This window comes from Streptomyces aureocirculatus (assembly GCF_000720475.1).
Classification (GTDB): domain Bacteria; phylum Actinomycetota; class Actinomycetes; order Streptomycetales; family Streptomycetaceae; genus Streptomyces; species Streptomyces aureocirculatus.
Window position 1 is genome coordinate 1 of the sequence record NZ_JOAP01000079.1, and the last position, 21,236, is coordinate 21,236.

Sequence of the window (21,236 nt, forward strand, 5' to 3'; positions counted from 1 at the left end):
GGAGCACGGGTATCCGGTGCCCCGCCTCCGGGACCCGGCGGCCTCCGGAGGCAGCACGGCGCCGCGAACCGACCTGGTGATGCAGCGGCTGCACGGCCCCTCCATGCTTCAGGCGCTGCTGCAGGGCACGATCACGACCGAGGAAGCAGGAGCGGGGCTCGCCGATCTGCTGCACCGCCTGCACTCGGTTCCCGCACGGGTCTCCGCCGACCCCGTCAATCGCATCCTCCACCTCGACCTGCACCCGGACAACGTGATGCTCACCTCGGGCAGACCCGTGGTGATCGACTGGCGCAACACCGAGGAAGGGCCACCCGGACTGGACTGGGCAATGTCGGCCCTGATCCTGGCGCAGGTCGCTGTCGGCAACACGGCCGACCCGTCAATGAACGAGAGCGAGACGCATTTTCTCGGTGAAGCCATGGAGTTGATACTTGAGCTGACGCGAGCGGGAACGACGCCAAGCTGACCGCCGCTCATAGGAGGCCGGCGGGCAGTGCTCCCACTGGCCTGTCCCAGCCGGCGTCCTATGCAGGGCAGGCGGCTCTTCCGTCGGCTTTCGGCCAGTGTCCGAGCACCCGCATCCGACCGTGTGAGGGGCGTGTCATGCTGCGGTTTGATCATCAGCGGCAGCGTTACCTCGCTGCGGGTGGAAAGGGAGTGCATGCGCGCGCGGCAGTTCTGCCTTGTGGCACTTCTCGCCATTGGCCTCTCGGCCTGCGGTTCGTCGGCAGACAGGGGCCCGGCAGACAGGGTGCCGTCGGATTCTTCCTCGAAGGGGCCCGCAGAAAATGGGAGGCCGGAGCGCGCTCCGCACGATCCGCCGGAGTCGTTCACGGCCCGGGGAGCGGTGGCCCTGCCGCCGGAGGCGCCGGCGGGCCGGATCAATCTGCTGGGCGATGTGCGTGACCTCGCGGTGGCCCTGCACCGTACGTCGGCGTATGTGGCCTCCGTCGATCGAATGCAGACCGTGGACCTGACCACCGGGAAGGTGGTGGCGGTGGCGCGCCCGCGCGCGGAGGCCCTGGGCGAAGACGATGATGCGACCGAGCCGCTCGTGTCGGCCGACGGCTCCCTGGTCGTGACACCGTTCGTCACCAGACGGCCTGGCGCTGGAACGCAGTCTCCCTCGATGGAGCTCGAGGTCGTCGCCACCATGCCAGAGACAGGAAAGACCGCCTGGAGCACATCGCTCACAGTCCCGCAAATATGGGCACAACGGGACAACTCCACGCCCGAGGCTCACGCGGTCGGCTTCGCGGGCGGCAACGTCATCGTGACTGTGTACACCGGCTACAACGCAGCGACGGCCGGTATCGACATCGCCACGCACCAGGTGCGGTGGACAGCACAGAACATCCGGACGCGGGCCGTCACCGCCGAGGCCGCGGTCGGCGTCGATATTCTCGGCGGATTCGGCCCCGACCAACTGGTCGGGGCCGACCCAGCCACCGGCAGGGAGAAGTGGCGGACAGAAAAGAACATCGGTCATACCACCGTCGAATCTGCCGGCCCGTCCCTCGTCCGGGTGCGGGGCTACGCCGGTGACGGTGGCACGCGCCCCTAGACTCCACCAGCGGCAAGGACTCTGGCGGCTGGAGGACGACCAGGCCGACGGCCGTTTCGCCCCGGATGTCACAGCATCCTGGCACGGAAGGATCTACGCCCGGACCTCGTCGACCACCGCGGTGGCCCTTGACGCCCGGACCGGCAAGGACAGGCCCGCCGGGCTCGACGTGGCTCCGGTATTGGTAAACGAGTACCGGGGCTTGGTCCTGGTGGGCCGTGAACTCCTCGCCTACCCCACCAGGGGCTGAGGTACCGCACAACAGGCAGATCAGCTCGCGGTCCGGGGAAGGTGGTGCAGGGGCGGGAGCCGGTCAACTCGCCCTCCTGGGATTTGCCTTCATGTCACGCCCACATCAGCAGGGATGAACGGGCGTATCAGGTCCCACTCGGCATCAGACAGCTCATGGCGACGTATCACCGCACTATGATTCACCACTCAAGATCAATTAAAGACTGCCGTCAGCCAGCTCCACTACGCCCTGCTGGCCCACCCCGACCACGCCCGCCTGCCCCAGATCCGCGACCACATCCTGCAAGACGAGACGGTACGGAGCCTGTGGCGCCAGCGCCGCGACCCCTACCTCCACCCCGACGGAGACCGCCGCCGCATACGCCACGGGACCACGGGGGAGATCATGGTCATTGGGCAGCGTCGGGACTGACTGGGCGAGTGCGACACGCTGTGACGCGCCCGGCCGGCACCCCCGCGACGAGCGCTGGTGGCAGGCCCCCATCCCGGCAGCCGACCTCGCCCCGCGCACGCCGCGCGCGGTGGTGCTCCTCGACGTCCTGGACGGGGCCGACCTGCACCCGCCGCTCGTGCACACCGTAGTGCACTGTTCAGCGACTGCGCCGCCGCCATCGCCGTCACCGGCCGCCACCGCACCGGCCACTGGCTGCGCCTGGACGCAGCCCACCACGCCACCCTCCCCCACACCGCCCACCTGCACCGCCTGGAAAGCGAAGCCGACGGCGTGTACTTCCGCATGGACCGGGCAGGACCGCGGGCGATGGCAGCAAGCCTGCCCCCCCATCTGGGAGTGGCTGGACACCCGCTACGGGCCCCACTGGCGACCGGACCTGCTCCTGGCCCACCCCGGCGGACCCCGTGTCCTGGAGCAGATGCGCGATTCCCTGCCCAACGGCTGGCCCCCGACCTGCTGGACCCGACCTGGAAGGCGTACGCGAGCGGCAACCGCGGCGGCGCCTCCGTCCTGGACCTCCTCGACCGCACCCACCAGCACGGCACACAACCCGGCGCCCGCACCGTGCTCTACTCCGCCTCACCCGGACTGCACACCACCGCCCTGGCCGGAAAGACGCTCTAGCGAACGGCTCCCACTTCTCACGCCGTTTGTCGGACCGCCAGGCCCGCCGGATGTAGCCGAGCGGGCGAGCCGTCATTCAGCCGGTGATGCCCAAAACGTCGTGGAGTTCCGCGATGGTGTCCTCCACCGACTTGCCCGCGGTGTCCACGACGATGTGGTCGCGGTCCCACGGTTCATAGTCCCGTTCGACGATGTCACGCCAAGTCGGCAGGGCCAGATCGGGAATGTCCACGGTGCGTGCCGTGGCCCTGCTCTGATGCTCCGCCGGGTCGGAACAGATGAGTTCGACCTCGAAGAGGTCGGCCTCGGTGCGCTTGGCCACCGCTGCCCAGGCGTCCCGCGTCACCTTCATCGGGTTCACGCATTCGGCGAAGACGCACAGCCCCTGGGCTAGCAGGTCCTCGGCCATGGCGTACGCGACCTCGTAGCCCAGCCCCCAACTGACGGCGTGACGCAGCGCGGCCGTGTCCGCGCCATATGCGGAGAATCGGGTAAGTGACTGCTCGATCGTGTCGATCCGCAGGTAGCTGGCGTTGAGTTCCCGCGACAGGGTTCGTGCCGCGGTCGACTTTCCCGTGGCTGGAAGCCCGCCGACTACGCCCAGCACGGGCTTGGTCCAGTGCGGCTTTCTGACTTGCATCACCCGACGCCTCCGAGATCCTCCGTATGGGCCGTGCCTCAGCCCTGCCACAGTACTGATGCGCCTACCTGGACCAGGTAATGGTCTGGCCTTGTGGTGTGACGGTGACCTCGAAGCGTTCCAGGCCTGGGGCGCCGTCCGATCGCCAGGCAGCCACGTGCTCTTCTGCCGCGTCCCACAGCCGCTCCCCGCCTCCTTGCCGGACGGTCCAGGTGTCGTCTTGTTGTGTGAGCGCGGCCCACGACCCGGAGGTGACGTCGAGAAGGACGTGTTCGGCGCGCCCGTTGCGATGCAGGGTGAAGCGCTGGGCGCCCGGCGCGGCGATCTGAGCGACGAAGCGCGTCGTCCAGTCGTCCAGCACATCGGCGGCGAAGACCGCGGGCCGCTCGTCTCCCGTGTCCAGGTCGGGGAGGGTGCCAAGCGGAGGCGGGAGCTGTGGCCGCGCGATCATGAACGAGATTCCCCCGCCGAGGAGCGGCACGCGGGCAGTTCCGTCGTCACCCACAGAGAGGCGGGCGAGTTCCGAGGAGTACAGCCATCCGCACACGGCGGCCAGGATCAGGCCCCTGGGGCGGGTCTGCTCGACCCATGCGTAGGGCACGGTGGTGACGCCGCAGGTGGCGATGGTGCGGTCGTACGGGGCGCCGTCCGCGTGGCCTGTCAGGCCCACGCCGGCGTAGGGCTCTGTGGTCGTGACCTCGGTGACCAGGTTCATGAAGGGTGCGATGCTGGTCTTGGACTCACAGCGTCCGAAGTCCTTAGCGTGGTGGACGTCGTAGGCGGCCAGGTAGGGCAGCGCGCCGCCGCTGTTGTACTCGTGGTTGACGCGCATCCCCCGGGCCCGGCCCGGGGCCAGGGTCGGATGACAGAGGCAGGGGGCCTGGACGGCGGTCTTCTCGTCCCTGGAGACGACGTACTCGCCCTCACCCAGCGGGACGCCGTCGAACGTGTGGGCGTACCGGTCCAGCATCCGCTGGGCCTTGTCGGTCTCGGCGGGCAGATGGCACTCCAGCGCCTTGGCCTCGGCGACCTGCACGGGGGTGAAACTGGCGGGGCGCTCTGAGCGCTTGCGGTCGGCCAGGGCCGGCAGACCACCGCGAGCGAACCGGCCGCGCCGGGTGCGCACCGTGTCCACGAGCAGGTGGGTTTCGGCGGCGATCCTGGCATTACCCCGGCCACGTGCCGCAAGGAGGACGGCTGCTGCACGCTGCCGGGGCTTGGTGCGGAGTCTTGTGACCCTAAGCCAGCTTCTTCAGCCGGTCGCGTTCGGCGGCGGTCGGCACCACCGCCATGGCGGCGCATATGGCCACGTACCTGTCCCTCGGATTCTGCGGCAGGCTGATGGTGGCCGGGTCCTCGGCTGTGACCTGGTCGAGGTCTCCGGCGAAGACGAGGTGCCGGGCGGCCGCCTGAAGGTCGCGGCGCAGCGGACCGGCCGCGACCGCGCGGATCACCCGGATCCGGGGATGCGGTCCGGCGCCGTGGGCGGCGGACACCAGCGCGCACAGCAGGCGCGGCGCCGCCACGCTCAGGTCGCCTACCGGCCTGCCCATCAGGTTCTCCCTCCGGGGCCTGAGGTCGTTGAGCACGTCGAAGGCACTCACCCCGGAGGCCGTTGCCGGGCCGGCGGGTCCGTGCCTGTCGGCGGACTGCCGCTGGCGGCGGTCCAGTGCGCCGTCCAGCCGTCACCGGGGCCGTGCGGGGCCCAGCCGTCCGGGACGGCCTGCTGGCAGGGGTGGCGGGGACGATGGCGCCGGGGCGGCAGGCCGGGGTCAGCACGGCGTTCACCGCGAGGTGGCCGACGGCGGAGACCGGCTCGGCGTGGGCGGTCATCCAGGCCCGGGCGGTGGCCGGGTTCCGGGCGACGCGGGTGAGGAACGGAGCCGTCGGCCGGCGCCCGGGTCGGCGTCCAACAGATGCGGGGCGTGCTCGTCCAGGACGCCGAGCCAAACCGGGGCAGGTTCGGAGTTGCAGAAGTACGCGGTCGCGCTCGGCGCGTGTGCCCTCCGCGAGGGCGAAGTCCGGGCCCGTCGCGCAAGGGGACACCACCCGTCGTCAGGCATGGGTCGGTGCGCGGTTCTGGATGCGTTGGGCGACGGCTAGCACGAGAGGCGCCGTGAGCCAGCACAGGTACGCGCCGGTGCTCGTGGTCAGGAACGAGACAGGGACGGACACCCCGAACATCGCGGCCAGGCAGATGTTGCGCACCCCGCTCTGGGCGAACGCCCGGGGCGGAACGTCGGTGTGGTACAGGTGTTCGCGTCGGATCTCCCGGATCATCAGCGCGATCAGCGCGGACGCCAGGACCTGCACGATCGCGTAGAGGCTGAACCGGGGCGGCAAGGCGCCGTCGGCGGTGATCATTCGGGTCGCGAACGGCATCAGGATCTGCATGAACAGCCACGCCAGGGTGAGGCTGGTCAGTCGGGTGCTCAGCGAGCGGACATACCAGAGGTCTCGTGATGGGCCCGCCAGTGGGCGGCGATCACCACGAAGCTGAGCGCGAAGGCCAGGTACGCCTTGCTGTGGTCCGACACCGAACGCAGCGTGGCACCGGTGGTGTCACCGGCGGGGACGGGGAGGTCCAGGGCCGACAAGGTGAGTGTGATCGCGATGGCCGCGTCCGCGAACGCGGTGAGTCGGCCGACGGCGACCGTTCGAGTCTCGTCGTTCTGGCTGTCGGGGGCGTGGCCGTGGTGAGTCGCCATGACGCGGAACTGCTCCTGGGGTGTCAGACGGCGGCGGCTTGCGTGGCCGGCTCCAGGCGCCGGGCGCGCACAGCCAGGATGATCATGACTGCCGGGATCAGAAGGTCGCTGACGAGGACTCCGCCGGTGTTGCCGGGGGAGTGGTCACCGCGTGCGAACCACTGGTAGACGTGCCCGGCCAGGGCTCCCCAGAGGAACATCCCGCCGCTGAGCCCGATGGTGATGCGCTCGCGCGCGGATGCCGAGGCGGCCCGGAAGCCCATGACGGCCAGCCCGAGGTTGGCGAAGGCGATCTCGAACATGAAGGGCGTCCGGTCGAAGCCGATCGCCGTTGCCATGACGTCCGGGGCACAGAGGAACGCGACCGTCATCCATAGGCTGCCGCAGCCGAAGGCGCCGATGGCCCACCAGCGTTGCCAGGTTTCCAACGCATGCTGGGGGGAGGGGGCGTGGCGGGTCCGGATGAAGGCTCCGACGGCCGGCACCAGGAGCCACACCAGGGGGAACGCGGACTGTGCGAGGTAGGAGAGGCTACGCATGACTCAGTCTTAACACGTTAATCTTAACCGCACAACAGTCAGGTACAGTGGTGCTGTGGACAACGGACTCGCAGACCTACTGCACCGCGTGGTCATGCTGCTGGGTGAGGCGGCCCGGCGGCGTAGCGATGGCCCCGACGGTTTGACCTACAGCCAGATTCGACTTCTCGGTACGCTGGAGGACATCGAGCCGACGACGCAGCATCGGCTCGCGCAGGCTCTGTTGGTGTCCGACCCGGCGATCAGCCGGGCGCTACGGCCACTGGAGGCGGACGGCCTGGTGCAGATCACCGTCGACCCCGAACACGCGCGGCGGCGGCTGGTCCGCCTCACCGAGGCCGGCCGGGAAGCCTTCCACACCACAGGAAAGCCGCTCGACGAGGAGTTCCGGGCCGCACTCGTCGCCGCCGGCTTTCCCTACGACCGTTACCTCGAAGACACCCTCCGGCTGGCCGCACTCCTCGCATCCGACTGAGTACGCCGCCACGCGCTCCACGGCCCCCCGCTCAGCTCCCGGACAGCGATGCCCACCACCACTACGCCGCCTCGTCGGGCGCGAACGGGCAGTTCGCGCCGCCCGGAGACCGAGCGGGGGGGCAGGCTCTCATCGACTCACCGCTACTCAAACGGGAACCCTTCATCAGCTACGTGGCCGATTTTGGCCCCGGTCAGCTTGAGCCCATGTGCCGCCATGCCCTCGATCTTGCGCTGGAACACTCCGACTTGCGTGCCCACCCCCTCGCCGTCGAGGCCCTGACGGCCATCGCAACCCACAAGGTGCCCTGTCCCGCCCGGAAGCGATTGCATGAGGAGCTCGCCGCCGAGAGCGACAGGGCTCGGGTCCAGTCCTTCGCGATGCTGGACAAGGAGCCTGAGGAGTTCGAGCCCGAATGGGAACGCCCAGGTCCGCAGCCCACGTCTGCGACGGGTCCTGGGGCAGATGTGTGGACCAGTTCGGCGAAAGCGGACAGGACCGACCGTGACAAGGGATCCGGCTCGGACGGGGGCTTGACGAGGGTCGTGTAGGCATCGGCCACGGTGTCGTACGACTCCCGGACCGCGGCGAGGTAGGAAGGCTCAGTCACACGGAGAATCTAGACGGCCCCACTGACACGGCCGGTGCGCCATCTGGGTCATGAAGGTACGCGACGGGCCGGGGCGGGCAGCGCGATCCTCGCCGAAGTGCTGCGGGCCTGCAGGCCGTGGAGCTAGCCCATCCGTCCATGCCGCAGTTGACTGACGGCGACAAACGAGGCCTGCACGCACTCGGATGCCGTCCGTGATGCGGCTGCACGCCCATGGGCGCCTATCGGCCCCCAACTCCTCGCCGCGTCCTGGCCGGCGGCGCGAGTTCGGCGGGCCCGGGGTTCATGGGAAGACGGAGTTGTGCCGGGTGGCGTTCCTCGTGCCCAGCGCCTTGGCCAGTTCCTGGTCTCTGCCCCGCGCTCCAGCGTGCCGCGCTCACCGGCACCGCCTCCGCGCCCCAGTACGACCAGGCACACACCGACGGCAGTCGCGAACACGACCAGGATGACGATCAGGTAGGACATGTAACCCCCACTGAGTCTGGAGCCCTGCCGAAGATCCCTGCTGAACCGTGGGTTCGGCCGCACGCACGCGCCGTGAACCCTCGACGCGCGAGCCCCCAGGCCGCAGCCCCCGCCCCCGCCGCCCGGCTGAAACCGCGGACCCGTCGGGGGCGGGGCGCCCGGCGCTCACTCCCGTGCGAAGATCCCCAGCGCGTCGTAGGCGATCCAGGAACCGCTGGTCTTGCGCACCTTCAGCACGTTCTCCCCAGCCCTGAACAGCCCGGCGGCCACCGGGAACTCGTAGTACGAGGGCTTGAGCGCGGTGCCCGGGCGGGCGGCGTCACCCTCGACCGAGCCGCGGGTGGCACCGCCGCGGAACTCAAGGGTCCGCACCGGGCTGTCATTGAGAGTCACCTCGGCGCCGCCCGCGGCGGTCGCGTGTGAGTCGATCAGCCACAGCGCACAGGCCAGGTCATCCTTCGGGGCCAGGCTCAGGTCGAAGCGGAGCGTGAAGGTGTGCTCCTTGCGGCCGGCCCAGGCGTCAAGGGGCCCCGGGTGGAGGTAGCACCAGTCGCGGCCGGGAGTGGAGCTGCCGTACCGGTAGTTGACGCCGGTGGGGAAGGCGGTTCGGTAGCTGGCGCTCTGGTCCGGCGACAGGGCGAACTCCAGGCCCTTGTGGTCGAACTCACCGACCTGTGCCACCGCTCGGCCCGCCGCGACAGAGCGGGCGTTCACGGCCGCTACGGGACGTGCTGAGCGGGTGCGCGCACCCGAGTCGACGACGGCGACGACGCTGTAGTAGCGGGTCCGCGGCTCAGGGCCGACCCGGTGGGTGAAGTGTGGGTAGAGGGTCCGCCCCAGCAGGGTCGCCGTGCCGGCGAGGCCCCCTGCCCGGCCGGCGCGCTCGGAGACGTACACCTCGTAGTGGTCGACGAGCTGCCCGTGCCGCGGCCGGTAGGAGCGCCAGGAAAGCTCGACGACGGCGAGCCCGCCGGTGGCGGTGAGGCCGGAAACGGTGCCGGGCACGTGGTGCTCGTGCCTGCGTCCCGGGTGCGTCGCGGCCACCGTGGACGCGGCCGGGAGAGTCGTGTCGGTCATGATCAGCTCACCTTCTGCATGCCGGTGCGGCCGTGCTCGACGCGGAACCGGTCGAGGGCGAAGCCCGCCGCCTGGTTGTCGGCACGGACATAGGGGACGGCGCGGTACTCGGCGGTGATCGCGTCCGCGTCGGCGTGGCCCAGGACGTAGCCGCGACGACCGTCGTAGAACTTCATCCAGGGATGCTGCATCCAGTCCTTGGTGAAGTTGTCGGTCGGTGCACCGTCACCGTCGGAAGCGATCGAGGTGCCGAGGAACTCGCTGCTCACCACTGCGGACCCGGGGTCGGCGAAGTCGGCGAGCAGGTCGCCGGCGATGGAGCGGTGGCAGTCGCCGGTGAAGACGACGGAGGGCGCGACGCCCCGCTCGCCGAGCACGTCGAGCAGGCGCTGCCGCGCGGCCGGGAAGCCGTCCCACTGGTCCACGCGGTTCTCGGTCACCTTGACCAGGCCGACCTGTTGGAACAGCAGGTTCCACCGGGTGTCGGACGACCGCAGCCCGCGGTACAGCCACCGCTCCTGCTCGGCACCGAGCAGCGTGCGGCCGGGCGCGTACTGCTCCTCGGTGTTCGCGGGCTTGGCGTCGCGGTACTGGCGGGCGTCGAGCACGTGCAAGGTGGCGAGGCCGCCGTAGCGCAGCCGGCGGTGGAGCCGCGCGTCGGGGCCGTGGGCGAGGGCGAGCGGGGGCAGCGGACAGTTCTCGTAGTACGCGCGGTACGCCACAGCCCGGCGTAGCAGGAAGTCCTCCTCGCTCAGGCCGTAGTAGGACCTCTCGTCGGCGTAGTCGTTCTGCACCTCGTGGTCGTCCGGAGTGAGAATCCAGGGTGCCGCCGCGTGTGCCGCCTGCAGGTCGGGGTCGGTCTTGAACAGGGAGTAGCGCACCCGGTAGTCGGCGAGGGTGTTGGTCTCCAGCTCGTGCCGGGCCCCGGGGAGCGGGGCGTTGCGCCACATGTTGGCCGCGGTGATGCCGTACTCGTAGAGATAGTCGCCGAGGAAGAACACCACGTCGGGGTCCTTGGCCACCAAGTCGCGGTACGCGGAGAAGTGGCCGTGGTACCACGCCTGGCAGGAGGCGGTGGCGAAGGTGAAGGCGCCGCGGGAACGGGTGGGGGGCGTGGTGCGGAACCGGCCGACGGGGCTGGTGTGGCCCTGGGCACGGAAGCGGTAGAAGTACTGGCGCCCCGGCCGTAGACCGTGCACCTGCGGGTGCACGGAGTGTCCCAGCTCGGGCAGGGCCAGGGCGGTGCCGGAGCGCACGACGCGGCGGAACCGTTCGTCCTCGGCGACCTGCCACTGCACGCCGTAGCCCGCGCGGGGCATGCCGCCGTGCCCGTCCTCAGCCAGGGGTTCTGGCGCCAGCCTGGTCCACAGCACGCAGCCGTCCGACGCCGGCTCACCGCTGGCCACGCCGAGGCGGAACGGTCCGTCACGCAGCCGCGGGGCACCGGACGTCGCCTCCGCCTGCCCGGCCAGTCCGGCACCGGCGAGCAGTGCGCCGACGCCCACGCCGGCCGCCTGCAGGAAGTGGCGCCGGTCCAGGCCGGAGGACGTAGGGAATACAGAACTCATGTGTCTCTCCCGGGCGTTGTTCAGATCCGGACAGATCGTTCGCGGCTGGGGTGGCCACAGCGCGGCGGACAGGTGAAGATCTGCCGGATGGGAGGGGTCGTTCGAACTCGTCGGGCGGCACCCGGCCGTCGGCGCGGAGCCCAGCGCTCTGCTGCGGCCCGGCTCTCCGGCTGCCGAGCGGCCCCGCCGACCTTCCGTCGCGCGCCTGGGGTGGGGCTGCGCAATATCGTTTGGTGCGCCAGGGCCGGTGAGCGGAGCGGTTGGTGACCGCCTGCGGTACGGCAGCCATCCCCCCGACCGCGGGGACTTTACCGGCTCGACCTCCTGTCCGGCACGCCCGGCAGCGGAGTACTGAGCAACCTCACTCATGTGCCCTTGGACCTCCCCGGAATGGGGGAGTCGGCTGGGGGGAGGGCCTCTTCGCGTTACACCACCTCGGAAGTGGTCCGTCACACCACCATCGGCCGCTGCCCCGCCCGCCACGAGGAGCAGACGGGCTTTGTCATCGAGACCGCGAGGGCTACGAAGAGCGGTGCGGGCGGACTCGACCACCGGTTCCGCAAGTTGCGTGCCGCCCCGCGGGGCGTTGCGGGTGCGTGGCGCGTGCGGTCACGAGGACCAGCGGCAGCACGGCGAGCGCGAGGACGCCGCCGCCGAACGCGAGGACGGGAAACCCGCCCGACGCGGTGACGACGCCCGACGCCAAACCGCCGGACGCTCCGGCGACGGCGATCCCCACGTCTACCAGGCCCTGTGTGCCGGCCCGCGTGGACGGTGGCGTCGCCGCGGTGACCATGGCCGTGCCGCTGAGCAGCCCGAGGTTCCAGCCGAACCCGAGCAGGACGAGCGCCACGGCAAGGGCCGCCGCCGAGTGCGGCGGCGCCAGGGCGGCCGTGCACCCCGCGGCGAACAGCGTCGCCCCCGCGGCCGCGGCGACGGGCCGGGGTCCGAGCCGGTCCACGAGCCGCCCGGACAGCGGTGAGGGCAGGAACATCGCGCCCACGTGCAGGGCGATGACGAGCCCGGTGAGCTGGGTGCCGTGCCCATGGGCTGTCATGTGGACCGGCGTCATCGTCATGACGGAGATCATCACGAGCTGGGTGAGCACCATGACGGTGGTGCCGGTGACGAGGGCGCGGACGTCGGTGGGGGAGAGGGAGGGGGCGGGGGCCGGTGCCCCGTCGAGGCCGTGTGACGACGGCGCCTCGTCCCGGTCCTCCTCGGCGTCCTTGCTCTCCTTGCCTTCCGTTTGCTTCGTTCTCTCCGTTTCGGCCGCTCGTGAGCGAGCGAGGAGCAGTGGGTCGGGGCGCAGGAAGCAGCCGAGGACCACGGCGGCCGAGGTGAACGCCGCCACCGCGAGCAGGAAGGGACCGGTGAGCCGGGGCAGGTCCCAGGCGTGCGCGACCGATCCGGACCAGGTCACCAGGTTGGGCCCCGCCACGGCGCCGAGCGTGGTCGCGAGGAGGACCGTGCTGATGGCACGGCCACGGCGTTCGGGCCGTGCCAGATCCGCGCCCGCGTACCGGGCGAGCAGATTGGTCGACGTACCGGCGCCGTAGACGACGAGGGAGACGAACAGCAGTGGTGCGCTGTCCGCCGCGGCCGCGCCGACCACTCCCAGGCTGCCGAGCGCCCCCACCGCGTACCCGGAGGCGAGTCCGGGACGGCGGCCCCAGCGCTGGCAGACGCGCCCCACGCCCACCGCGCCGAGAGCCGCACCACCCGTGAACAGGGCGGCGGGCAGCCCGGCCAGCGAGGTCGAGCCGAGCATCTCCTCGGCGAGCAGCGCGCCCACGGTGATCCCGGCGGCGAGCCCGGCGCCGCTGAGGATCTGCGACAGGATCAGGACGACGAGGACCCGTCGCTGCTCAGGAGGGTCGTCGGCCGGGGGCGGCGGCGGAGTTCCGACGGCTGGATCGGTGGCAGGAGCGGTGACAGGAGCGCTGGCAGAGCCGGTGGCGGGGCGGCTGGAGGAGCGGCTTGTGGGGCCGGTGGTGGGGCGGGCGCGGAACCTCAACTGCCGGCCGCCCCTTGGGGCGCCGCCATCGGGGCGAGCTCGCTGATCTCACGCAGCGACATGTCGAGCTGCTCGTGCAGGAAGCGCACGATCGTCCAGTGCGGCAGCGCCCCGTCGTCGAAGGGCCCGAACTCCGCCACGTACAAGGGGATCCAGCGCAGCGCCTCCTCCACGGCCTGTTCGCGGCCCGGCTCGCGCTGGTAGTCCTCGTAGGCGATGCTGCGGTGCTCGACGAAGAACCCGCCCGGCAGGCGTTGTTCGCACAGGACGCGGTATTCGCGGGTCTGAAGGATGAGGTAGTGCCAGATCTCGTCGATCTCCTGCTCGACGGGGAGGAAGAGACCGCTGAGCCGGTCGGGATGGCGGGAGACGAGGTAGAGATAGCGCAGACACTCGATGACCTGACGCTCGACATACTCCCGCGGTGCTTCGGTGACCGCGGTGAAGTGGGCCGCCACCTCGGAGTGCAGGGCCTCGCCGAGCAGGGCCCTGAGGTCGTCGACGGACACGGTCGGCTGGGTGGTCATGGTGCTCCCGGAAGGCGTGGGACGGGGCGTGGACAGAGGGTGCGGGGGCCAGGGCGAGGCAGAGGGTATTTAGGCGTCCTGGGCGAGCCAGGCGTACTTGCCGGAGGCGCCGATGGGGATGTGCTCCCGGTGCCGCACGTCGGCGTCCCGCGCGGCGAGTTCGGCGACGCCGTGGCGCAGTGCGTCCGCTTCGGCGGGGGCGAGCGGGGAGCCGTCGAAGGTCGTGTAGTCGAGCAGGGCACGGCCCGGCGTGCGGGTGTCGAGCCGGTGGACGAAGACACGGGGTGAGGCGGCGGTGACCACGTCGTCGAGGTCGCCCTGCGCCACCGGACCGCGCACGGTGTCGAGCAACTCCTTCTCGCGGCCGCAGAACCGGGAGATGCGGGCCGGGTCCGTGGAACCGTCGTCGGTGCGGACGCAGTCGCCCGAGCGGTAGCGGACCAGGGGCATGTGGGGGTTGCGGACGCTGGTCACGATGAGGCTGTGGATACGGCTGTTGCCCGGCTCCACGGGGATCAGCTCGACGCTCATCCGGTCCAGGTACGGGTGGTAGCGGCCGGTGCGGTCGCTGTAGAAGAGATAGCCGAGCTCGGTGCTGCCGAACAGGTCGACGACCGGGCAGGAGAAGTGGTGGCGGAGGTAGCGGCGCACGTTGAGCGGTGTGTACTCGTAGGCGTGCACGATGCTGGCCGGCTGCGGGAAGGCGGGCCACAGGCCCCAGGCGACGACCTTACGCACCAGATGGGCGAGATGGGGCCCCGAACAGTCCAGGTGGTACCGGCCCTCGGGGTGGTCCGCCTGCGCGGTGCGGATCTCGTCGAGCATGCGTTCCACGTCCGCGCGGTCCCACAGGTCCGGGTCACGCCGCAGGTTCACATAGAACGTCCGTTCGTCCAGGCGGCGTTGTTCCAGGCCCGGCAGCGGATCGGGCTGAGCCCGCGGGCCGCCGTGCTTGCGGGCGTTGACGCGGGCGACGTGCTCGGTCGCGAGGACGGTGGTGAGGGAGACGCGGCGGCAGCCCTCGTGCCAGGTGTCGGCGATGTCCGGGTGCTCGCTCCACAACTTGTAGTAGGAGTTGAGCAGGAAGTAAGGGGGCCGGATGATCTGCATCCGCGCGTGGTTGGTGCCAGTCGAGAGCACGAACTCCGCCTCGCCCGCTTCGAGGGCGGCCGCCAGCGCGGGCGTCATCCAGTTGTCGGGGAAGCCACGGGCGATCTCAGGCTTCTCCAGGACGGGGAAGTGGCCGCGCTCGACGGAGGGCCGGTAGATCGGGATGTCCTTGATCTGGGCGAGGACGTCGGCGCTTGGCTGACCGTTCATGACCACCCTTCGGGGTGCCGGTGCGCGGGAGCTGGGGGGGCGCGGGAGTTGGGGGCGGGCGACCCGACGCGCCCACGGGGGCGCGCCGGGCCGCTCGTAGCAAGGGCGACTAACGGATGCTCAGGAAATGCAGCCGGACTTCGCGGAGGCGCTGATGCACCCCGACTTGTCGGCGCTGATACAGCCGTCCTTGCCGGACGTCTTCGGCGAGTTCAGGGCAGTCCACTGCTTCCAGACGTCGTCCCGCGTCATCTTCGCGACCAGCTTTTCCACGTCGTACCTCCAGGGAAGGGTGACAGAACGCGGCGGCGCTTCGGTGCGTTCGCCGCCGCAACCGAAAGTAAAAGACAGTCCAAGTGAAAGTCAAAGGAGGGTAATGTCGAGCTGGCTCAAATGTCTGCCCGACGGGCTGACTTTGGCTTGATCCACTGGGGCGCTCCCACGGTGCCCGGGGCGTGCGGCTTCCGCGAAGCCGCCGCGTACCCCTCGCCCGGGCCCGGCGGGCGCGTCCAGGAGCGGGTGGTGAAGGAGTGCAGGCGGCCACGGGTGAGGGCGAGTCGGGGCAGGGTGACACCGAACGCCGCCGCGATCGCCGCCAGCGCCGCAGCCGCTCCCCGCCGCTCCCCGTGTCGGCCCCTGTCCCCGGCCCCGGGGAAGAGGCGCTCCGGCAGCAACTCCTCCGGTATCTCCCCGGAACGCTCGCACCGCGCACCGAGGACCGTGAACGCGTACCGCTCCGCGCCGTGTTCCGCGACGGAGAGGTGGAACAGCGCGCCGCTGTCGAACATGTCGGGCGCGGACCAGACCACCACGGCACGGCCGTGCCGGGACGCGGCGACCGCGGGGGAGACGAACCGCGCCTCGTCGAACGCCTGCGGCTCGTGGTCGAACGCGAAGCTCCAGCCGCGCCCCGCCCGGCCGACCGCGACCTGCGCCTCGTCGTCGTACGAGGAGAACACCGCGCCCGACCACCGGGCCAGGCGCGCATCCCAGCGTGTGGTCGGCGCACGCAATTCCTGCCCCTCCCCGGACTTTGCGGAGCCGATGAGGGCGGGCAGCGCGACGGGCTCCACGCCTTCAACGAGGAGGAAGCGGTACCCCTCGCGCCCGTCGTCCCCGGCCTGCTCCGCGAGCCATGCCAGGCCCTCGGGATCCTCGTCGACCGCCGCCGCGACGGCACCTGTCGCCTCCTCGCCCCGGGGCGTGGCCAGCAGCGTCCGGGCCCGCTCCGGCGTGAGCAGGGGGCCGAGCAGCGGGTCGGCGGTGAGACCGACCGGCGCTATGTGGTCGGGGCCGAGGGCCTGCCAGCCGGGCAGCGCGGCGAGGAGGATCCGCCAGGCCGCGTCCGTCCCGCCCCAGCGGGCCTCCTCCCGCGCCCTGCGCACCGCGTCACCGAACGGACCCGGCGCGGTGTACTCGTACCTGCCCTCCCGCAACTGCCGCAGCACCTCACGCTCCAGTGCGCGCACCTCGTCCGACGCGACGGGCAGAGGGGACGTGAACGGGTCGTCGCAGTCCGGGTCCCGAGGCTCCACCTCGTCCTCGGCGAGCAGCACGGGCAGCAGCTCCGGCGCGTACACGGGGTCGCCTGCGAGTCCGTCGAAGTTCCGGGCGTACCGGTCGCCCAGCAGCCACTGAATCTGGCCTCGCAGCACCCCGGCCCTCGGTCTGCCGAACTCCTGCGCCTCCGCGAGCACCGCGTCGGCCCGCTCGTACGCACCGCGCAGCGCGTCCCGACGCGCCTCCGCCACCCGCTCGTCCAGCTCCTGCGTGGTGGCGTTGTCGAACGCGCGCCCGTCGTCGTCGCTCGCCCGCATGCTGTGGAACTCGCGGTAGGCGTCGTTCATGTACGCCCAGAAAGAGGCGTGCCGCTCCGGGGGGCTGCCCCGCCAGGGCGCCCAGGTGTACACCGCCCATTCGCCGTGCTCGTCCACGTCCTGCGGGTCCATCAGCACGCTCACGACGTCGGACTCAACCGCCAGTTCGAGTGCCCTGGTCCAGATCGTGGCCTCAAGGACCTCCTCCGGCGTGGAGTCCTCGTCCAAGTCCTCCCCGAAGATCTCGGCGAGGCTCGCGTCGTCCTCGTACCAGTGTGCCTGCTCCGTGCCCGCGAGGAGCCACACGAAGTCCCCCGCGTTCCGCCAGCCGTCGGTGATCTCCAGGAACGTCCGGTACGACGGCGGAAGGCGATGCCCGAGGCGTTCCTCCAGGGCGGTGATCCGCTCGGGCGTCGCGGGCGCGAAGCCCAGCCAGCGGGCGCTGCGGGCCTCCTCGTCGCCCGGGTCCCGCACGTCGTCCGGGCCGCACGCGTCCGCCCACTCCTCGCTCCACCGCGCGAGGAACTCCTGCCACTCGCCGTGTGTTCCGGTTGTCTCCGTCATGTGGGCGATCGTCGCACCCGGCACTGACAATCGGTCGCAGCCGGCACTGACAATCGGGGGCTGTCAGTTGATCAAGCCCGCACCCCGGACTTAGCGGATGCCCCGGATGCGCCGGATGCCCTGGATGGTCCGGATGGGCCGGGTGATCTCCGGGGCGTGGGTGAAGGACAGGCGGTAGTCGCAGGGGCAGCGGCGGGTGTTCGACGTCGCGGGCGGCTCGTGCCTCGCCGCTCGCCATCCGAAGACGTCTTGCGGATACGTGGGGCTGTGACCGTCCGGGGAGACCGTACAGTCGTAACTCATAGTGAAAGTAACTTAGTTGAGGAGATGTTGCGCATGGGGTAGGGGGGTGTCGGTGCAGATCTCGGTGATCGTCCTGCCGGTCTCCGTGAGGCCGGGGGGACCAGGGTTTACATCTTGGCCGGAGCCGGTGTGGATCCCGTGCCGTGGCCACCATGGACCGGTACTTGTCGATGCCGAAGATCAGCATGATGCCGGTGGGGGTGTGGTGCCGACGCTGGAGAGCGTGGCGGCCAAGGCGGGGGGAGCAGCGGGCCGGAAAGGTCAGGCCGACGATGTCGCGACGTACGCCGAGGCTCGCCGCACATACCCAAGCCCTGCACGCCTTCGCCCTCGCGTTTGCCGATCCGTCTCAGGCCGACGACGAACTGGAACTCGTCCGGCACTGGGGGCTTCCCGCGCGATGTGCTTGGGTGTCAACGGAGCGTACTCGACCGGCGGTGTCCTCGCCGGAGAGGCCATGTGGGAGGAAAGATGTACCCACAGGCGGCGGCGATACTGACAACTGGCCGGCGACCGTCATCATGTTGCTCCTCGGAGGCGCTGTCATTACGTTCTTCGTGATCAGAAGTAAGGGGTAGTAGAAATACCTCGCACGTTGCGTTGCGTCTGCTGCCCCTCCTGCGAGGGTGGCAGGCATGCGCAAATCTTGCTTCCGGGAGGATTTCACGGACGCCGCCACACTCGTGGCGATGGGCACAGGCGTCAAAGGCAGCCCCTGGTCACCACGTTCGTCCTGGCCGTCGTCGTGACTGTGACCGCCTGGACCTTTTTCCGGAGACAGAACCGGCGTACGCGGCCGCTGCGCCTGCCAAGTCGCCGTGAGCTCCGATTTTGACCCGCCGGCGAACCCGCCCGCTAAGGGACACGCCCCGCCCGCCGTGCAACGTATGCATCCAGGCCCCGCCGCGGCTCAGGCGAGGGCGAAGTCTTCCCGCAAGAAGGCCAGCCTGTAATCCGGCGCGGCCAAGATGGGAACTGCGCGACCGGGACCGGCGTGAGCGCGAAGACCTTCACGCCCGATTCGCCGGTCAGTCGGCGCGACGGCGCTGGCCCGCGTAGAAGACAGCCGCGACCGGTCGCCAACGGCTGCCTTGACGTCATCGGATCGACTGTCTAGCCGACGGCCTGGTTCAGTGCCCAGATCAACCAGAGGAGCGCGACCGCCGGCAGCACGATGGCTGCCGTGCCGAGCGTGATGCCCAGGCGGGCCCGGAAGGCGTCGACGTCCCTGCGCCCCTGCACGCGATACAGCACGACGAAGCCGGAGACGACCGCGCCGATCCCCGCGGGCGCGATGCAGAACCACGGAAAGAAGCGCACCCACTCCGGCCCGGGGTACTGCACCAGCAGCGGAAGAACGATCATCGTGAGCGCCGCTGCGCCCAGCACCAGCGACCCGGTGCCCCGCACCTGCGGCCGCACCCTCTGCGGTGTCCCCGGCCTGACCATCTGCTCCACGGAAGTCATGTGCCGGATGCTAGGCAGCCACTCCCGTGCTCCGCTTGAGCGTGCGTACCTAGACCCTCCTGAGTAGTCCACCGCCCGACCACGACACATGCGATCTCTATTCCGAATGCGCCAGACCGCGTTCGCCTCAACCAGGCCCGCACCGAGGAGCCGTGTCGTGAACAGCTCGGCTCGCCCTGCCTCGCATGCCCGAGGGTGCGTCCCACGCGAGAAAAGTACATCGATCAGATTGATAAGTGACATGACATCAGAATCCTTCGATGCATACGCTGGTTTTGCCGCACGATCACCACTCTCGCGCCACGGAACCCAAGCGACCACAAGTATCCTCGGGAGCCTCCAGTGAGAAGTGCAAGAATTGCACTGTGCGCTCTGCTCATCACCGGGGCCGTCGGTCTCTCGCCGTCGACCGCTTCGTCGACCTCGTCGGCGCCTTCGGCAGCCCGGAGCGCGTTCGCGCTGTCCAGCACCGCATTCGTCGACGGCGGCGTCATCCCCAAGGTCCACGAGTGCACCAGCGGCGGAGGAAACGACCCCGCCAAGAGGAACGAATCTCCCCCTTTGACCTGGTCGGGTGCTCCGGCCACCGCCAAGAGCTACGCGATCGTCATGCGCGATCTCGACAACTCCAACCTCATCCACTGGGTCATCTACGACATCCCGGCGAGCACGACCTCGCTCCCCCAGAACGTGGACCATAAATACCGCCCCTCGGCCCCGGCAGGAGCCAGGCAGGTCTACTACCGTGGCAGCGCCAGCCTCTACGGCTACCAGGGACCGTGCTCGCCCTCGACGGTGAACACCTACGAGTTCGTCGTGTACGCGCTCAACCAGACATCGCTGACCAACCTGAACTCCAGCTCGTCGACCCAGACCGCCGCCAGGGAGATCGTCGCGGCGACGATCGGCTCGGCCAGGATCAGCGGCGAGTCATAGCGTTGCCACGCCGGCATGCACGCAGCTCTGCATTGCCGCCTCCCCGTCCGCCGCGGCAGCACGGCGCGACGCTCAGCAACAACCTGCAAACGAGGCCCGGTGGGGGCACTCCATCGGTCCTCACTTCTCCGGAGTCCGGAGCCGTTCCGCTGGCTGATCACCGACCGCTCTGCCCGGCGGGCGCCCACCGCAAGGCCAGCACCGAACGGGCGCTCCTCCGGCAGGCCGCCCGCTGATCGGCTGCCCCTGCAGCGTCTCACGCTCCCGCATCGCGCTGATCGTCGAGGACCAGACGGAGGAGCTCGGCCCACACCCTTGCCTCGGACTACTCGGCGAACCGGCAGAAGCGGCCCCAAAGGTCCGACGCTCGGCGGTAGTTGGTTCCACGCGCATCTAGTGGGGTCGGCACCCCTGACAGTGATGGTGTCAGCGAGTGCCATCCCGGCCTCCAGGATCTCATGGGCCGTCACCCACAGCCAGGACTCGTCCCGCGGGCCTGCGGGACGCTCCTCGATGCCCGTGACGTCGACGCGGGATCACTGAGTCTGCTCGTGGCGGGTGTTCGGACCAGCCCAGCAGACTTCGAGGCGCACGCGGTTGCCGGGAGTATCGACACCGGGCAGCACCTGGTGCAGAGAACCACGGGCCCCCGGCGGCCGCCGACGACGCACCGACCAGGGACTCGCACATGCGGCACCACTTCGCGTTCGCGGCGAGCCGTTCTCCGGGCGAGCCCTTCACACCGGCTGCGGTTCCGGGACGCGCGCAACCGGTGGCCGTGCGGGCAGAGCCAGTTCCTGGAGCACCGATTCGGGGATCCGGTAGGCGGTCCGGGCGCGCCTTATGCCGATGCCTCTCAGAGCCATCTCGGCACCACTGTTCACCTCGTGCGCGCCACGATGGAGAACTCGGCGCGCAGGCCCCTCCGCTGCCGCCTGCTTCCAGGCCCGTGAGACGTCAGTTGACAGAGTCGTCAGTCCATACGAGCGTCCTGGGGAAATCCAAGTCCTTGTCGGTCACTTCCCACTCGTCGTCACCCGGCAGGATCGCGATCCAGGAAGGCGGCGAAGCCAGCAGGTTCCCGACGAAACACAGGGCATCGGTGAAGGAGCACCAGGCAGGGTCACGTTCCCATCCGGTTGCTGTGGGCGGCGAGGTGTTTGGCGGCCCTCTGGTTGGTTGGGGGCCGCCGTTGTTGTTTGTGCTGTGTGCTGTGTGCTGTGTGCTGTGTGCTGTGTGCTGTCTGGTGTTTGGTGTTTGGTGTTTGGTGTGGCTGTGTTGTGGGTGCTTGGTGTGGTGTGGTCGT

At 70.1% G+C, this 21,236-nt stretch carries 20 protein-coding genes and 2 pseudogenes; 6 read left to right on the forward strand and 16 right to left on the reverse strand.

Going from position 1 to position 21,236, the window contains the following annotated elements:
* The 4 genes from IG78_RS0138690 to IG78_RS49820 all read left to right on the forward strand — a co-directional run.
* A partial coding sequence (locus tag IG78_RS0138690) for a phosphotransferase (protein WP_037703252.1) occupies positions 1-469 on the forward strand: 469 nt, incomplete at its 5' end.
* 147 nt (positions 470-616) lie between these two features.
* On the forward strand, positions 617-1,567 hold the full coding sequence (locus tag IG78_RS50380; RefSeq protein WP_211267718.1) for a PQQ-binding-like beta-propeller repeat protein: 951 nt from the start codon (positions 617-619) through the stop codon (positions 1,565-1,567).
* Positions 1,551-1,817 carry a hypothetical protein gene (locus IG78_RS50385; protein WP_030573620.1) on the forward strand — a complete coding sequence of 89 codons (267 nt, stop codon included), beginning with the start codon at positions 1,551-1,553 and terminating at the stop codon, positions 1,815-1,817. Before IG78_RS50380 ends, IG78_RS50385 begins: the two co-directional genes overlap by 17 nt.
* A 471-nt stretch (positions 1,818-2,288) precedes the next feature.
* Entirely contained in the window at positions 2,289-2,897 is a 609-nt protein-coding gene (locus IG78_RS49820) for a beta-ketoacyl-[acyl-carrier-protein] synthase family protein (protein ID WP_157856023.1), read from the forward strand.
* 76 nt (positions 2,898-2,973) lie between these two features.
* Here IG78_RS49820 and IG78_RS0138710 read toward each other — a convergent pair whose 3' ends face one another.
* The 6 genes and pseudogenes from IG78_RS0138710 to IG78_RS0138730 all read right to left on the reverse strand — a co-directional run bounded on the left by IG78_RS0138710 (position 2,974) and on the right by IG78_RS0138730 (position 6,784).
* Positions 2,974-3,537 (reverse strand): P-loop nucleotide/nucleoside kinase family protein, encoded by a 564-nt coding sequence (locus IG78_RS0138710; RefSeq protein WP_030573625.1) that lies wholly within the window; start codon positions 3,535-3,537, stop codon positions 2,974-2,976.
* A gap of 64 nt (positions 3,538-3,601) precedes the next feature.
* Positions 3,602-4,732 (reverse strand): annotated as a pseudogene (locus IG78_RS44615) (methyltransferase domain-containing protein); the annotation flags it as partial.
* 43 nt (positions 4,733-4,775) lie between these two features.
* Positions 4,776-5,090 (reverse strand): hypothetical protein, encoded by a 315-nt coding sequence (locus IG78_RS0138720; RefSeq protein ID WP_157856024.1) that lies wholly within the window; start codon positions 5,088-5,090, stop codon positions 4,776-4,778.
* A 502-nt stretch (positions 5,091-5,592) separates the two neighbouring features.
* Entirely contained in the window at positions 5,593-5,931 is a 339-nt protein-coding gene (locus tag IG78_RS51950; protein WP_225882402.1) for a hypothetical protein, read from the reverse strand.
* Positions 5,932-5,969: 38 nt separating this feature from the next.
* On the reverse strand, positions 5,970-6,245 hold the full coding sequence (locus IG78_RS51955; RefSeq protein WP_225882403.1) for a TMEM175 family protein: 276 nt from the start codon (positions 6,243-6,245) through the stop codon (positions 5,970-5,972).
* Between the two features lie 23 nt (positions 6,246-6,268).
* Positions 6,269-6,784: a DUF6790 family protein gene (locus IG78_RS0138730; protein WP_030573630.1), complete on the reverse strand. Its 516-nt coding sequence runs from the start codon at positions 6,782-6,784 to the stop codon at positions 6,269-6,271.
* A gap of 55 nt (positions 6,785-6,839) precedes the next feature.
* Here IG78_RS0138730 and IG78_RS0138735 point away from each other — a divergent pair, with 55 nt between their 5' ends.
* Positions 6,840-7,259, forward strand: coding sequence for a MarR family winged helix-turn-helix transcriptional regulator (locus IG78_RS0138735; RefSeq protein WP_030573632.1), 420 nt, complete (start codon positions 6,840-6,842; stop codon positions 7,257-7,259).
* Between the two features lie 421 nt (positions 7,260-7,680).
* Here the strand turns inward: IG78_RS0138735 and IG78_RS51960 are convergent.
* From IG78_RS51960 to IG78_RS0138785, 10 genes and pseudogenes are all read right to left on the reverse strand, one after another.
* Positions 7,681-7,869 (reverse strand): annotated as a pseudogene (locus IG78_RS51960) (SAM-dependent methyltransferase); the annotation flags it as partial.
* A 630-nt stretch (positions 7,870-8,499) separates the two neighbouring features.
* The gene (locus IG78_RS0138745; protein WP_078965924.1) at positions 8,500-9,411 is read right to left on the reverse strand and encodes a polysaccharide lyase family protein; all 912 of its coding nucleotides are present in this window, start codon (positions 9,409-9,411) and stop codon (positions 8,500-8,502) included.
* 2 nt (positions 9,412-9,413) lie between these two features.
* Positions 9,414-10,979 (reverse strand): alkaline phosphatase D family protein, encoded by a 1,566-nt coding sequence (locus IG78_RS0138750; protein WP_030573641.1) that lies wholly within the window; start codon positions 10,977-10,979, stop codon positions 9,414-9,416.
* A 520-nt stretch (positions 10,980-11,499) separates the two neighbouring features.
* Complete coding sequence (locus IG78_RS0138755) at positions 11,500-12,825, reverse strand: MFS transporter (protein ID WP_051853459.1); 1,326 nt, start codon at positions 12,823-12,825, stop codon at positions 11,500-11,502.
* 167 nt (positions 12,826-12,992) lie between these two features.
* The gene (locus IG78_RS0138760; protein WP_030573648.1) at positions 12,993-13,523 is read right to left on the reverse strand and encodes a glycine-rich domain-containing protein; all 531 of its coding nucleotides are present in this window, start codon (positions 13,521-13,523) and stop codon (positions 12,993-12,995) included.
* Positions 13,524-13,592: 69 nt separating this feature from the next.
* Positions 13,593-14,843, reverse strand: a complete 1,251-nt coding sequence (locus IG78_RS0138765; protein WP_030573651.1) for a phenylacetate--CoA ligase family protein — start codon at positions 14,841-14,843, stop codon at positions 13,593-13,595.
* 120 nt (positions 14,844-14,963) lie between these two features.
* Positions 14,964-15,116, reverse strand: a complete 153-nt coding sequence (locus tag IG78_RS50390) for a hypothetical protein (protein WP_169749746.1) — start codon at positions 15,114-15,116, stop codon at positions 14,964-14,966.
* Between the two features lie 116 nt (positions 15,117-15,232).
* Positions 15,233-17,224: an SMI1/KNR4 family protein gene (locus IG78_RS0138775; RefSeq protein WP_051853452.1), complete on the reverse strand. Its 1,992-nt coding sequence runs from the start codon at positions 17,222-17,224 to the stop codon at positions 15,233-15,235.
* Between the two features lie 90 nt (positions 17,225-17,314).
* Positions 17,315-17,527, reverse strand: a complete 213-nt coding sequence (locus IG78_RS0138780; RefSeq protein ID WP_030573664.1) for a hypothetical protein — start codon at positions 17,525-17,527, stop codon at positions 17,315-17,317.
* A gap of 1,113 nt (positions 17,528-18,640) precedes the next feature.
* Positions 18,641-18,994, reverse strand: coding sequence for a hypothetical protein (locus IG78_RS0138785; protein ID WP_030573665.1), 354 nt, complete (start codon positions 18,992-18,994; stop codon positions 18,641-18,643).
* Between the two features lie 342 nt (positions 18,995-19,336).
* On the opposite strand from IG78_RS0138785, the gene IG78_RS0138790 reads away from it, so the two are divergent.
* A complete protein-coding gene (locus IG78_RS0138790) occupies positions 19,337-19,930 on the forward strand; it encodes a YbhB/YbcL family Raf kinase inhibitor-like protein (protein WP_030573667.1) in 594 nt (197 codons plus the stop codon).
* Positions 19,931-21,236 lie beyond the last annotated feature (1,306 nt).

What these genes read in the sequence shown, in the direction of transcription:
- IG78_RS0138710 (WP_030573625.1), bottom strand. Translation starts at nt 3,537, where the DNA reads ATGCAAGTCAGAAAGCCGCACTGGACCAAGCCCGTGCTGGGCGTAGTC.
- IG78_RS0138720 (WP_157856024.1), bottom strand. Translation starts at nt 5,090, where the DNA reads ATGGGCAGGCCGGTAGGCGACCTGAGCGTGGCGGCGCCGCGCCTGCTG.
- IG78_RS51950 (WP_225882402.1), bottom strand. Translation starts at nt 5,931, where the DNA reads ATGCAGATCCTGATGCCGTTCGCGACCCGAATGATCACCGCCGACGGC.
- IG78_RS51955 (WP_225882403.1), bottom strand. Translation starts at nt 6,245, where the DNA reads ATGGCGACTCACCACGGCCACGCCCCCGACAGCCAGAACGACGAGACT.
- IG78_RS0138730 (WP_030573630.1), bottom strand. Translation starts at nt 6,784, where the DNA reads ATGCGTAGCCTCTCCTACCTCGCACAGTCCGCGTTCCCCCTGGTGTGG.
- IG78_RS0138745 (WP_078965924.1), bottom strand. Translation starts at nt 9,411, where the DNA reads ATGACCGACACGACTCTCCCGGCCGCGTCCACGGTGGCCGCGACGCAC.
- IG78_RS0138750 (WP_030573641.1), bottom strand. Translation starts at nt 10,979, where the DNA reads ATGAGTTCTGTATTCCCTACGTCCTCCGGCCTGGACCGGCGCCACTTC.
- IG78_RS0138760 (WP_030573648.1), bottom strand. Translation starts at nt 13,523, where the DNA reads ATGACCACCCAGCCGACCGTGTCCGTCGACGACCTCAGGGCCCTGCTC.
- IG78_RS0138765 (WP_030573651.1), bottom strand. Translation starts at nt 14,843, where the DNA reads ATGAACGGTCAGCCAAGCGCCGACGTCCTCGCCCAGATCAAGGACATC.
- IG78_RS0138775 (WP_051853452.1), bottom strand. Translation starts at nt 17,224, where the DNA reads ATGACGGAGACAACCGGAACACACGGCGAGTGGCAGGAGTTCCTCGCG.
- IG78_RS0138780 (WP_030573664.1), bottom strand. Translation starts at nt 17,527, where the DNA reads ATGAGTTACGACTGTACGGTCTCCCCGGACGGTCACAGCCCCACGTAT.
- IG78_RS0138785 (WP_030573665.1), bottom strand. Translation starts at nt 18,994, where the DNA reads ATGACTTCCGTGGAGCAGATGGTCAGGCCGGGGACACCGCAGAGGGTG.